Source organism: Arthrobacter sp. ISL-48, assembly GCF_018613805.1.
Taxonomy (GTDB): Bacteria; Actinomycetota; Actinomycetes; order Actinomycetales; family Micrococcaceae; genus Arthrobacter.
In genome coordinates this window covers 1-11,844 of the sequence record NZ_JAGGPL010000018.1, presented here as the reverse complement: position 1 = coordinate 11,844, position 11,844 = coordinate 1, and the positions used below count along the sequence as shown (strand labels likewise).

The window sequence follows — 11,844 nt, the reverse complement described above, 5'->3', positions numbered from 1 at the left end:
GGTTATGGCCTCAATTCGATGACCGTCTTGCCGATTCTCACGGGTACGCCAGGTTCAACGGGCAGGGCCCGGGTAAGTTGCTGGTCCGCCAGGTAGGTGCCGTTGGTGGAGCCGAGGTCCTCGATGAACCAGCGGCTGCCCTGCGGGAAGAGCCTGGCGTGACGGCCGGAAGCGTAGTCGTCTTCCAGTACCAAAGTGGCTTCCTGGGCCCTGCCCAGCAGAATGGGGCTGGCAGCCAGCGGGATGGTGGTGCCTTTGAGTGGCCCCTCGGTGACTACGAGTTGCCGGGCCTGCTGCTTCACGGGCTGGGCAGGTCCTTCGGCCAGTTCCGGATTCTTGCGGACCTGCCGGGCCGTGGGGGAACCGACGGCGGCCTTGCGCCCCACCATCAGGTCCCGGCGCATGGCCGAAACGATGCTAAAGATCAGCACCCAGAGCAGAAGCAGGAACCCGAAGCGCAGGGCCGTGATGGTCAGTTCGCTCATGGGCGGCCACCGGTGTTGGCGGGAAGCAGGCGGAAGATGATCTTTGTCCGTCCCATCGTGATGGTGGAGCCGTCAGTAAGTTCGGTGCTTCCGGACACTTTGTGGCCGTTGACGTAACTGCCGTTGGTGGAGCCCATGTCCACTGCGCTGGTGGTGCCGTTTGCCGTGCGGATTTCGAGGTGGCGGCGTGAAACGCCGGTGTCATCAACAAGAATGTCGGCCTCTGAGGACCGGCCCAGGACGATGGAGGGGGCATTGAGTGAATACCGTTGGCCATCGATGTCCAAAACGGGCTGAAGGCGGACCGGCTGACGGCTGGGCGCAGCGGGCACATTGGGGCGGGGCGTAGGCCTCCCGGGCGCGCCCGTGGACTTCTCGGTGGAGGAGGCGATCTCGAAGTCGCCCGCCCGCAGTTCCTCGGCCCGGCGGAAGGAAATCCGGACCGGACCCTGCAGGGTGTAGCCCTGGCTGCGGACATGGTTGATCACCACGTCGCAAAGTTCCTCGGCCAGCGGCGTGCCCCATTCCTGGGCCCGTTTGAAGTCATCGTCGCTGAGCTTCACGTCGAAGACGTTGGGTGCCAGAGTGCGGCCAGCGGCGATGGTGATGGCCTTGTGGTCCACTTCCCGGCGGAGCCGGCTGGCGATCTCCACGGGCTCCACTTGGGCCCTTGAGCCGGTGGAGAAGACACCGCGGACGGCCTTTTCGATGCCGCGCTCGACCTTATCCAGCAATCCCATGGTCCTTCTCCTTTCCCCCCGGCTGCGGGGCAGTCTTCGTTCCGGAACGCAACGAGCAACAGAATTCACAACACAGTCGCAGGCCCGCCAACGGCAGGCACTACTACATCAGATACTACTGGGCGGGGCTGTGAATGACCTTAATGCACAACGGCTGGGCCGCGGGAATCGTTGAATCCACTCTGTCTGCTGGCGGCTTAGGCGTGGCCCTTCCCAGGGTCTGGGTGGGCGCCTGCCAGGGCCAATTGGTGTTTTGCCGCCGGTGTCCGTTATGCTTGATCTCGCTGCTTTTGCAAGGTTGCGGTTCCGGGAATCCGGCCATGACCGATGGAAAAGAAGTTGCGCGCGAGTGGCGGAACGGCAGACGCGCTGGCTTCAGGTGCCAGTGTCCGAAAGGGCGTGGGGGTTCAAATCCCCCCTCGCGCACGCAAACACAGGAAGAGCCCCGGTCTGAGGACTGGGGCTCTTTTGCGTCTAGCTGGAGGCGCGGGCGGAAGCCTTGAACCGCCGTCGTGAGTTGGCCAAATGGCTGCGCATGGCGGCCGCTGCTGAGGTTTCATCGCGGTCGCCGATCGCGGCGGAAATAGACCGGTGCTCGTGTACTACCTGGTCGAAGTGGTCGCGCGCATAATGCTCAGCCCCGGTCATCAGCCGGGTGCGCGGCATCGCTATCATGGTCTGGCCGAGGGCGGCCAGGCAATCCGAATAGAACGGGTTGCCGGAGGCGGCAGCGATGGCCCGGTGGAACTCGAAGTCAGACTTCATGGCGTGCGCGGGATGATCCGCGCTGGCCGCGAACTCCTCCAAGGCTGCATTGACTGCCCGGAGCTGGCGTTCTGTATGGTTGCGGGCCGCCAGGGCCGCGGCTTCAGCCTCCACGCCCATCCGGAACTCCAGCATGTGGAGGCGGTCCTCCATGCTCACCACGGGCCGGGCGCCCGGCCCGGCCTGAGGTCCCTCCGCGGGTGGCGTCAACGCGAAGCTGCCCCGCCCCCGCTCGGTTTCGACGAGCCCCTCCGCCTGGAGCCGGGTAAGGGCCGAGCGCACCACTGTCCGGCTGACGCCAAATTCGCCGATCAGGCTGTTTTCGCTCGGGAGTTTTTCCCCGGGCTGGATCGCGCCGTCCACAATGCGGGTGCGAAGGTCTGCGGCGAGGTCCGCAGTCAGGTTCCGGCTCATGGCTTCAAGGTTACGCGCCGAACTCCACACACTCGGTGGTCCAGGCGCGTGCCTGCTCACTGAGTGTGACGCCCAGGCCGGGACGGTCCGGAACGATCATCCGGCCGTTCTTGGTTTCAAGACGCTCGTTGAACAGCGGATCCAGCCAGTCGAAGTGCTCCACCCAGGGCTCGCGCGGGTAGGCGGCCGCGAGGTGGAGGTGGATTTCCATGGCGAAGTGGGGCGCAAGGCCAAGTCCGCGCTCGTCCGCCAGCGCAGCGAGCCGCAGGAATTGGGTGATGCCGCCGACCCGGGGTGCGTCCGGCTGGATGATGTCACAGCCATTGGCACCGATCAGGCCTTTGTGCTCGGCCACGGAGGCCAGCATCTCCCCTGTTGCGATGGGGGTGTCCAACACAGCCGCCAGGTGGGCGTGGCCTTCAAAGTCATAGGCGTCCAGCGGTTCCTCGATCCAGATGAGGTTGGATTCCTCCAGCCGGCGGCCCATCCGCAGGGCGGTGGCGCGGTCCCACTGCTGGTTGGCGTCTACCATCAGGGGGACATCCCAGCCGATGTGTTCGCGGATGCCGGCAACGCGACGCAAATCCTCCTTGCTGTCTGGGAGGCCCACCTTGATCTTGATGCCGCCTATGCCGTCGTTGAGGGACTGGGTGGCGCGGGCCTTGACTTCGTCCAATGAGGCGTTGAGGAAGCCCCCTGACGTGTTGTAGGTCTGTACGGAGTCCCGGTAGGAACCCAGGAGCTTGGCGAGCGGTAGGCCGGCGCGCTTGGCCTTGAGGTCATAGAGGGCGATGTCGATGGCGGCAAGGGCTTGGGTGGCCACTCCTGACCGGCCCACGGAGGCACCGGCCCAGAGGAGCTTGGTGTAGATCTTCCCGATGTCGTTGGGGTCTTCGCCGATGGTGCCTTCGGCCACCTCCCTGGCATGTGCGTACTGGGCAGGTCCGCCGGCGCGCTTGGAGTAGCTGAAGCCGATGCCATGGTGGCCCTGTTCTGTGGTGATTTCGGCAAAGAGGAAAACCACCTCAGTCATCGGCTTCTGGCGCCCGGTGAACACCTTGGCGTCGCTGATGGGAACGACCAGCGGTAGTCTCGCGGTGGAAAGTCTGACGTGCCGGATCAGGTCGACGCTGCTCATGGATTCTCCTAGGAAGATGTAGGGCCGCATCGCCCATCTACTTAGGATATAAGTTGTTAACTTGTATGACAAGAGGGAAGCTGCGCGGATGGAATGCGTCAAACCGCGGCACGCTCCGCTTTAGCTAGCCCCGCAGTGCCCCCAAGCCGGCGATAAGCGCCTCGAGTCCCAGGCGGAAGGCGGCGTCGGCCGGACGCTCGTGCCCCTGCTCCGCGAGGGTCTGCACTGCGGCGGTGAAATGCGGCGTCGAGCCAGCCATGCTTCCGGCGTCGAAAATGTCCGCCGGTGCCGTGACGTCATAGGCCGAGCCGAAGATGAAGGACTCCAGCGCCACGATGGAGGAGACGATGCGCTCCTGCGGGAAGCCTGCATCAAGGAAGCCCCTGCTCACGGTCTCGTACATGGCGAGGGTCTGGGGCGCATCCGTGACGGGAAGGACTGCAATCACCGGAATCAGGGGAGTGTGCTGGGCGAAAACGTCGCGGTAACTCCAGGCCCACGTGCGGACTGCGTCCTCCCAGCTTCCCGCCCCAAAGCCGGAGACGTCCACCAAAGCGGCGAGATGGTCTTCCACCAGCAGGAGTACGTCCTGCTTTGATGTCACGTGGTTGTAAAGGGCCGACGGCGCCACGTCCAGCAGCCTCGCCAGCCCGGCCATGGTGAGGCCGTCGTAGCCATTCCTGCTAATGAGATCGAGCGCCGCAGCCGTGATGCCCGCTTTGTCCAGGACCGCAGACGAAGGCCGTCCGGCCCGCCGGCGGATGGTTGCCGGGGTGTTCCCGGACGGTGCTGCGGCGTCACGCGTGCGTTTGGTTCCGGCGGGACTTCCTGGTGCGGCTGATGCTGCCGGCATTACTGGCCTTTCGGTGGGTTCTCCAGCATTATTCCATCAGCCTCTTCCGGCTGGTGGCGCGAACAGCTATAGTTCTAATAAATGAATGACATTCATTTAGTGGTCCGCATCACGGACGCGGCCACAGAGAGAGGAACATCATGCTTAACCTTGACCGCGACGTCGTTGTCGTCGGAGCCGGGCCGTCGGGACTGACAGCTGCCCGCGAACTGAAAAAAGCCGGCCTCAGCGTTGCCGTGCTGGAGGCCCGGGACCGGGTGGGTGGACGCACCTGGACCGAGACCGTGGATGGCGCCATGCTGGAAATCGGCGGCCAGTGGGTCTCGCCGGACCAGACAGTACTCCTGGACCTGCTGGACGAACTCGGCCTCAAGACCTATTCCCGGTACCGGGACGGTGAGTCGATCTATATCGGCGCCGACGGGAGCCCCTTGCGCTACACAGGCGACTCCTTCCCCGTCGACGCCGCCACCGCCGTCGAGATGGACAAGCTGATAGCGCTGCTGGACGGGCTTGCCGCGGAAATCGGACCCACCGAACCTTGGGCTCACCCCAAGGCCCGTGAACTGGACACCATCTCCTTCCACCACTGGCTGCGTGCCCACTCGAACAACGAGGAAGCTTGTAAGAACATCGGCTTGTTCATCGCCGGCGGCATGCTCACCAAGCCTGCGCACGCATTCTCAGCGCTCCAGGCCATCCTGATGGCGGCCTCGGCGGGGTCCTTCACCCATCTGACGGACGAGGACTTCATCCTGGACAAGCGGGTCATCGGCGGAATGCAGCAGGTCTCCCTGCTGCAGGCGCAGGAGCTGGGGGACGACGTCGTCCTTAATAGTCCGGTGCGGACCATCAACTGGGAGCCGGCGGCATCAGGCGATGCCAGCAACTACCGCGTGAGCGTGGTTTCCGAGCGTGCCACCGTGAACGCGCGGTTTGTGATCATGGCCGTGCCACCCAACCTTTATTCGCGCGTGTCCTTCAATCCGCCGCTGCCGCGACGCCAGCACCAGATGCACCAGCACCAGTCGCTGGGCCTGGTCATCAAGGTCCATGCCGTCTACAGCACACCGTTCTGGCGTGAAGATGGATTGTCCGGTACCGGCTTCGGCGCCGGTTCGCTGGTCCAGGAGGTGTATGACAACACCAACCACGGCGATTCGCGTGGCACTCTGGTGGGCTTCATTTCCGACGAAAAAGCCGACGCCGTCTTCGAGCTGAGCGCCGAAGACCGTAAGCGCGTGGTGCTTGAGTCACTTGCCGGTTTCCTGGGGGATAAGGCGCTGGAGCCGGAGGTCTACTACGAATCCGACTGGGGCTCCGAGGAATGGACGCGGGGCGCCTACGCCTCAAGCTACGATCTGGGTGGCCTGCATCGCTACGGCAAGGACCAGCACGCACCCGTCGGACCGATTTACTGGTCTTCCTCCGACCTCGCGGCGGAGGGATACCAGCACGTGGACGGTGCCATCCGGATGGGCCGCCTGACCGCAGCCCGCATCTGCGAGGTGGCCCGCGTTCCCGCTCCCGCCTAAGCCTGCGGACTGGCTGGGCACGCTCGGGCTGGAATATAAGCATGCTTACCAATAGGCTGGCCGAGGGATCTTCCCTGCATGGATCAGAACGAGGTGAGTACATGACTGAAGCTGAAAACATCAACAAGGTTACGGAGATCATCAATGACTCCCACATCGGAATGCTGACCACGATCAACGAGGAAGGCGCCCTCGTCAGCCGGCCCCTGGCTGTCCAGGAAGTGAAGGATGACGGCGACATGTGGTTCTTCACCGGGCTCGGCACCTCCCAAGTGGCCCATGTCCGGGCTGATCCGCGGGTCAACGTCTCCTTCGGAAAACGCACCGAATGGGTTTCCGCGGCCGGAATTGCCGAAGTGGTCACCGACCGCGCCAAGATCCGTGAAATGTGGAACCAGACGGTTGAAGCCTGGTTCCCCGACGGACCGGACACCCCTGAAGTGTGCCTGCTCCGCGTGGACTCGGATTCTGCGGAGTACTGGACCAGTCCCGGCGGTACCGCGGCCACGGTCTTCCAATGGGTGAAGTCCAAAGTGACGCACAGCCGGATGAGTGTTGGCGAAAGCGGCACGGTTGAGCTGTAACTGACCGGCGGGGCCGGGCGCGTATGCGCCAGCCCCGCCGTCTGCGTGGGCGCGCCCTGTATTCCGGCAACCTCGTTGGCTAGGATGTTCGGGATCGATTTTTGAAACGATGCAAGCCGAGGAACTCCGATGCCGAATGCTCCTGTACTCCTTAACGACAACGGCGCCTGGTGCTGGTTCCAGGACGAGCGGGCCCTCATCGATCCCGCCAACAACACCTTGCTGGTGGGATCGGTGGCCGCCCCGGAAGGTGCAGGCGGTCCGGTCAGGGGCGGCAACATCGAGGTGGCAGTCCTTGACCTGTCCACGGGCGAAGCGACGGTCCATGTCCTGCACGAGCAGTTGGAATCGGACGACCACAACGCACCGGCACTCCTGATCAGGCCTGACGGCCGGTACGTTGCGATGTACGCCAAGCACAAGACGGACAACTTCTCCCGTTGGCGCATTTCAGTCCGTCCTCACGACGCCTCGGAGTGGGGCCCCGAGGGAACGTTCGATTGGACCGAACTCGCAGCCGGCCGGGGCGTCACGTACTCGAACCTGCACCGGCTTTCGTCGGAGGGCCGGACCTACAACTTTGTCCGCGCCATCAACGACGATCCCACACTGATCGTCTCGGACGACGACGGCACCTCCTGGGGCTATGGCGGCAAGCTCTTCACCCGGCCCAAGATTGGGTATGTCAACGGTTACACCCGCTACTGCTCCAACGGTACGGACCGGATTGACCTCATCACCACAGACCACCACCCGCGCGATTTCAACAACAGCATCTACCACGGCTACGTGCAGGGGGACGCGCTGCACGACGCCGACGGCCGCGTCGTCGGCAAGCCGGTGATTGGCTCCGCCGGAGTCTCCCAGGCCGGGCTGACCACCATCTTCAAGGCCGGCACCGAGATGAACGGAGATGTCCTCACCCATGGTTGGACCGCGGATCTGCGCGGCCAAGGGACGCAAGTGGCCGCCGTCTTGACTTGCCGGGCCAACGACGTCAGCGGAGTCATTACGCAGAGGCAGCAGCTCGACGTGGACGATCATCGCTTGCTCTATGCCCGCTTCGACGGGGCGTCCTGGAGCCTGCACCCGCTGGCGGTTGCCGGTGCAGCGCTCCTGCCGCATGAGCAGGACTACACCGGGCTCGGTGCCATCAACCCGCACGATCTGGACCAGGTGTACATTTCCACGCCCGTGGATCCGCGCTCCGGTGAGCCCACCGACCACCACGAGATCTACTCAGGGCGCACCTCCAACGCAGGTGCCACGTGGGCCTGGGAAGCCGTCACTGAAGGTTCGGACGTGGACAATCTGCGGCCCATGGTAGTTCCCGGCGATCCGGGCGTGCACGCCGTGTGCTGGTTCCGCGGCTCGATGAGTTCCTCGCAGGCCTACGTCGCGGAAATTGTGGCGGCGATATCTACATAGCGGCGTCGTACAGCCGCGACCGCCGGACCGGGACAACCAACCGTGGGACGCGCTGCATCGACTGCTAAATCGGCGCTTGCCGTGCCCTAAGCGCGGATTGTATGGCCGGCAGCAGGACGTTATTGCGTCCCCAGATCGGGTCCAGGATTTCTACGTACCAGGAATCGGCGAGCAGGAGTGCCAGGGTTTCATTGGACTCATCCGCCCAGCCCTCGATCTGGTCCTCCTGCACAGGATTCTCGCTGGACCCCAGGACGGTGACCACCTCGCGGCCATCCAGGGTCACGGGGATTGCCGCGCTGCTCGACTCGCCAGGGGCATGCGCCACCGTGACCAACTCGGTCCGGGTGGAAAGGTTCAGGAGCTCTGCTGCCGTTTCGGCGCTGCAGAAGCCGGTAACGTATTGGCGCTGGGCGCTGCGGGGGGACTTGAGTCCGGGTTGTGATTCCTTGGTGAACAGGCCATTCCTGTTGAGCGCGGCGAGCTCGGCAGCGATGGGACCCGTCTCGTCGTCGTAACCGGGCGTGAACGTTGCCGCCTGGTACTGGCTGGTGCCTTCGAGCCAGCGGGCCGTCAGTTCGCCGGCGGCTTCAAGAGTGGTGGCCTGCCGCCAGGCCCCCTTGTCTTCCAGTCGTCTGCCGTACTGATCACGAAGTTCCGCTTCTGTGGGTTCCATCTTCGAAGGCTACGGGGGTGCCCCTGCCCGGTTCCAGCCATGAGGACACGGCCCTTAACATGGGCCGCGTCAAATGCCGCGGACTGGAATGCCAGCAGCCTTCTCCGCAGCCAGCAGTGCCTGATCCAAACGGTCGACGGCGGGAAGGTAGCCCAGGTGCCGCGCCGCCCTGAGCTGCTCTGCCTCGCGCATGGCCCTGATGAGAGCGGAGGTTTCAGGCAGCCGGACATCGGTCATGGCCGGGTAGTCGATACAGGAGGCCGGGTCCAGTTCGTACTGCCGCCAGCGTTCCAGCAGGGCATCGTGCCGTTCAGCCGCGGCCCGGTTACGCGGCTGGTCCTGGCGCTGTTGCCGGCGGAGGGACTGCCATGCCATGATCCGCGGGTGGCTCCGGTAGGCCGCAAAGCCTGTTGCTCCGCCCAACGCAGCAAGGGCTACGCCAGCCCAAGGCGACGCCAGCGTGGGGATGAGGATCGCCGGGACCGCCACGGCCGATCCCATAAACAGGTCCCAGAACAACGTGTCGCCGCGCTCCCCGGACAGGGAAATGTGACGTCGAACGGCGAACACCGTGACGGCAACCGTGCAGACCAGGATGGCACCCCAGAACAGTGCGGTCCAGGCTCCCAGCACGATGGATTCTGTAACGGCTGGCACCACGCACCTCCAAGCATCAGGGTCGGCCCATGGAATCTGGGGGCCGCTCCTTCCATTGCAACCCCTGCGGACGCGTCGGTCAATGGCTGCTGTTTCGGCGCGTTGCGGCCGCGTAGCGTAGGACCATGAGACTCAAAATGTGCAGCATCCACGTCCAGGATCCGGCCGCGGCCCATGCGTTCTATACGGGGACGCTGGGCTTCGAAACGCTGCTGGTTGTGCCGGAATACAACCTGTTCATCATCAAGGATCCGGGAGCAGATACGGGTTCAGTAGGGCTGCTGCTGGAGCCCAGCGACAACCCGATCGGTGCGGCCTACATGAACGGACTGCATGACGCGGGGATCCCAGCCATCGTCTTTGGCGTGCCGGACGTGGAGGCGGAATACCGCAGGCTTGTTGGCGCCGGAGTGATTTTCCAGGGCGAACCCAGCAACGGCCCGTCCGGGACCACAGCAGTGTTCGACGACGGCTGCGGCAACTTCGTGCAGCTGCACCAGGACTGACGGTGCACCGGCTGGACGGTCCTAACCTCGTCCGGCGGATCCTGACCGTTAAGGTATGGACGGGCGGACAGGCATAGGACTTCGCACCGGCAGGGCCTACTCAGCCGAGGCGCGGGCCTTCTTGGCTTCCTTCTTGGCCGCCTCGTCCTTGACCCGCTGGGCCTCGGCGCGGACGGCAGCGTGGGTGGAGCGTTCGGCGACCAGCCAGGCCGGGGGAGCCTGCAGCAGCGCGGTGATTTCCGCCGTCGTGAGCGCGTCCTCAACGCCGCCGCGGGCCAGGCCGCTGATGGAGACGTTCAGCTTCTGTGCCACGACGGGGCGCGGGTGCGGTCCGTTGCGACGCAGTTCGAGGAGCCACTCCGGCGGGTTGGCCTGCAGTTCGGCGAAATCCTCGCGGCTGATGGTTGAATCCTGGAACTCCTGCGGTGTCGCGGGCAGGTAGATGCCAAGCTTCTTGGCAACGGTGGCCGGCTTCATGGACTGGGAGTTTGCAGAGGTCATGCTTCAAGGGTATCCGGCTGCCTGCTCGCAGAGCACCAAAGCAGCACCAGAGCAGCACCAGCCAGGCAACCCGCGGCTGTCCGGGCGGTACTGTGAAGACGTGCCCGCAGACAATGATTCCCCGCAGAGCCCCAGCCCCTCCGAATCCTTCGAGCCGGCTGCCCCCCGCGTGCTGCGGTTCGCCTACGTTGCCGGGGTGACGCCGGGCAAGTGGATCCGCCGCTGGGAAGAGCGCGTATTGGATATCCCGCTGCAAGCATTCATGTCCGACGACGGCGCCCAACTGGACGTGTTGCGTGACGGTGCCGCTGACCTCAGCTTTGTCCGGCTTCCGGTGGAGCGTGAAGGCCTCAATGTCATCCCGCTCTACGAGGAGCAGCCAGTGGTCGTGGCGCCCAAAGGGCACGAGATCTCGGTGTTTGAAGAAGTGGCGTTGGCAGACCTGGCCGAGGAGACGCTTTTGGACGTCGCCGCGCTGGGTGGGCCCGAGGCTGCCATGCATATTGTGGCGTCGGGTGCCGGCCTGGTGGTCCTGCCCATGTCCGTGGCCCGGCACTTCAACGTCAAGGACACCGTGGCACGCCGGCTCACGGGTGCCCCCGTTACTGAAATCGCATTGGCCTGGCCAAGCGATTCCACGGACGAGGTCATTGAGGAGTTCATCGGAATCGTCCGCGGGCGCACGGCCCAGAGCTCCCGCCAGCCGTCCGCCCAGCAGGAGAAGCCCAAGAAGGAACCAAAACCGGACAGGCGGGGGACCGGAGTCAAGAAGCCGAAGGTGGCCCAGCGCTACGCGCCCAATCCGGACAAGGGTCGGGGCAAGGGCTCCCGGAAAAAGGGCAAGCGCTAGCGTTCATTGGCCGGTGGGACCGGCCGCGGAAGCGCTCGTGAAGCGAATCAGCAGGCAAATTAGTAAGCATACTTGCAAATCAGTTGCTAAGCATGCTTATGGTAGAGACTGTAGCGACGCATGGAGGGTGAAGGTGCCCTGATCCCGCCATCCACAGGAAGGCCGCGGCCGATGACCAGCAGTGTTGATCCAGATGCCCGGAACAGCTACCGCTTGCTGACTGTGGCCGCCCGCATGGTGCAGCGCCGGCAGGATGATGCCCTGGCTCCGCTCGGACTGACCCGGGCCGCTGTGATCGCGCTCGAAGGACTGGCATTGGGGCCGTTGAATCAGGAACAGCTCGCGTCCGTGGTGCATGTGCAGAGCCAGACGCTCGGCCGGGTCCTGACCCGGTTGGAAAGCACCGGCCATATCACCCGTACCCGCCACGCTTCAGACCGAAGGCAATTCAAGGTGGAACTGACAGCGGCCGGCGAGGCGGCACTTGAGGCTGCACGCCAGGCCGAGATAGACGCCTACCCGACTGATCCCGACATCAGCTGGAGAGTCCTCTGTGAGGAACTCGCCAAGTTCGTCACATCGATTCCGTCACCCCACCCGGGTACAGACGTCGAACCAAGCGAAATAGGCCAGCGCAGGGCTTTCCGGCGCCTGGGCAAGCGTGCCACCAACCTCCGGAGCCTGGACTAGTTGTACTGCCCAGGCAGGTTGG

The 11,844-nt window shown here is 64.4% G+C and carries 14 protein-coding genes and 1 tRNA gene; 7 read left to right on the top strand and 8 right to left on the bottom strand.

Annotated features, from left to right (window positions below):
* Positions 1-2: 2 nt before the first annotated feature.
* Positions 3-485, bottom strand: a complete 483-nt coding sequence (locus J7E83_RS15165; RefSeq protein ID WP_214963688.1) for an FHA domain-containing protein — start codon at positions 483-485, stop codon at positions 3-5.
* Positions 482-1,225: a DUF3662 and FHA domain-containing protein gene (locus J7E83_RS15160; RefSeq protein ID WP_214963685.1), complete on the bottom strand. Its 744-nt coding sequence runs from the start codon at positions 1,223-1,225 to the stop codon at positions 482-484. Before J7E83_RS15160 ends, J7E83_RS15165 begins: the two co-directional genes overlap by 4 nt.
* 343 nt (positions 1,226-1,568) lie before the next feature.
* On the opposite strand from J7E83_RS15160, the gene J7E83_RS15155 reads away from it, so the two are divergent.
* Positions 1,569-1,651, top strand: a tRNA-Leu gene (locus tag J7E83_RS15155).
* 48 nt (positions 1,652-1,699) lie between these two features.
* Here the strand turns inward: J7E83_RS15155 and J7E83_RS15150 are convergent.
* From J7E83_RS15150 to J7E83_RS15140, 3 genes are all read right to left on the bottom strand, one after another.
* Positions 1,700-2,404: a FadR/GntR family transcriptional regulator gene (locus J7E83_RS15150; RefSeq protein WP_214963684.1), complete on the bottom strand. Its 705-nt coding sequence runs from the start codon at positions 2,402-2,404 to the stop codon at positions 1,700-1,702.
* Between the two features lie 10 nt (positions 2,405-2,414).
* A complete protein-coding gene (locus tag J7E83_RS15145; RefSeq protein WP_214963683.1) occupies positions 2,415-3,542 on the bottom strand; it encodes an L-talarate/galactarate dehydratase in 1,128 nt (375 codons plus the stop codon).
* A gap of 124 nt (positions 3,543-3,666) precedes the next feature.
* Positions 3,667-4,395 carry a TetR/AcrR family transcriptional regulator gene (locus J7E83_RS15140; RefSeq protein WP_214963681.1) on the bottom strand — a complete coding sequence of 243 codons (729 nt, stop codon included), beginning with the start codon at positions 4,393-4,395 and terminating at the stop codon, positions 3,667-3,669.
* A 140-nt stretch (positions 4,396-4,535) separates the two neighbouring features.
* Between J7E83_RS15140 and J7E83_RS15135 the strand changes: the two genes are divergently transcribed.
* The 3 genes from J7E83_RS15135 (at position 4,536) to J7E83_RS15125 (ending at position 7,942) form a co-directional block, all read left to right on the top strand.
* Complete coding sequence (locus J7E83_RS15135) at positions 4,536-5,930, top strand: NAD(P)/FAD-dependent oxidoreductase (protein ID WP_214963679.1); 1,395 nt, start codon at positions 4,536-4,538, stop codon at positions 5,928-5,930.
* A 101-nt stretch (positions 5,931-6,031) separates the two neighbouring features.
* Positions 6,032-6,514, top strand: a complete 483-nt coding sequence (locus tag J7E83_RS15130; RefSeq protein ID WP_214963677.1) for a pyridoxamine 5'-phosphate oxidase family protein — start codon at positions 6,032-6,034, stop codon at positions 6,512-6,514.
* Between the two features lie 129 nt (positions 6,515-6,643).
* Positions 6,644-7,942, top strand: coding sequence for a BNR-4 repeat-containing protein (locus tag J7E83_RS15125; protein WP_214963675.1), 1,299 nt, complete (start codon positions 6,644-6,646; stop codon positions 7,940-7,942).
* A 64-nt stretch (positions 7,943-8,006) separates the two neighbouring features.
* Here the strand turns inward: J7E83_RS15125 and J7E83_RS15120 are convergent, their stop codons facing one another.
* Both J7E83_RS15120 and J7E83_RS15115 read right to left on the bottom strand, forming a co-directional pair.
* Positions 8,007-8,618 carry a DUF6919 domain-containing protein gene (locus J7E83_RS15120; protein ID WP_214963672.1) on the bottom strand — a complete coding sequence of 204 codons (612 nt, stop codon included), beginning with the start codon at positions 8,616-8,618 and terminating at the stop codon, positions 8,007-8,009.
* Positions 8,619-8,687: 69 nt separating this feature from the next.
* Positions 8,688-9,275 carry a hypothetical protein gene (locus J7E83_RS15115; RefSeq protein ID WP_311379698.1) on the bottom strand — a complete coding sequence of 196 codons (588 nt, stop codon included), beginning with the start codon at positions 9,273-9,275 and terminating at the stop codon, positions 8,688-8,690.
* Between the two features lie 125 nt (positions 9,276-9,400).
* On the opposite strand from J7E83_RS15115, the gene J7E83_RS15110 reads away from it, so the two are divergent.
* Positions 9,401-9,781: a VOC family protein gene (locus J7E83_RS15110; protein WP_214963666.1), complete on the top strand. Its 381-nt coding sequence runs from the start codon at positions 9,401-9,403 to the stop codon at positions 9,779-9,781.
* 96 nt (positions 9,782-9,877) lie between these two features.
* Here J7E83_RS15110 and J7E83_RS15105 read toward each other — a convergent pair whose 3' ends face one another.
* Positions 9,878-10,282 carry a DUF5997 family protein gene (locus J7E83_RS15105; RefSeq protein ID WP_214963664.1) on the bottom strand — a complete coding sequence of 135 codons (405 nt, stop codon included), beginning with the start codon at positions 10,280-10,282 and terminating at the stop codon, positions 9,878-9,880.
* On the opposite strand from J7E83_RS15105, the gene J7E83_RS15100 reads away from it, so the two are divergent.
* Complete coding sequence (locus J7E83_RS15100) at positions 10,245-11,132, top strand: LysR substrate-binding domain-containing protein (RefSeq protein ID WP_311379697.1); 888 nt, start codon at positions 10,245-10,247, stop codon at positions 11,130-11,132. The two genes, J7E83_RS15105 and J7E83_RS15100, sit on opposite strands and share 38 nt — an antisense overlap.
* A gap of 171 nt (positions 11,133-11,303) precedes the next feature.
* Positions 11,304-11,822, top strand: a complete 519-nt coding sequence (locus J7E83_RS15095) for a MarR family winged helix-turn-helix transcriptional regulator (RefSeq protein WP_214963662.1) — start codon at positions 11,304-11,306, stop codon at positions 11,820-11,822.
* Positions 11,823-11,844: the final 22 nt, after the last annotated feature.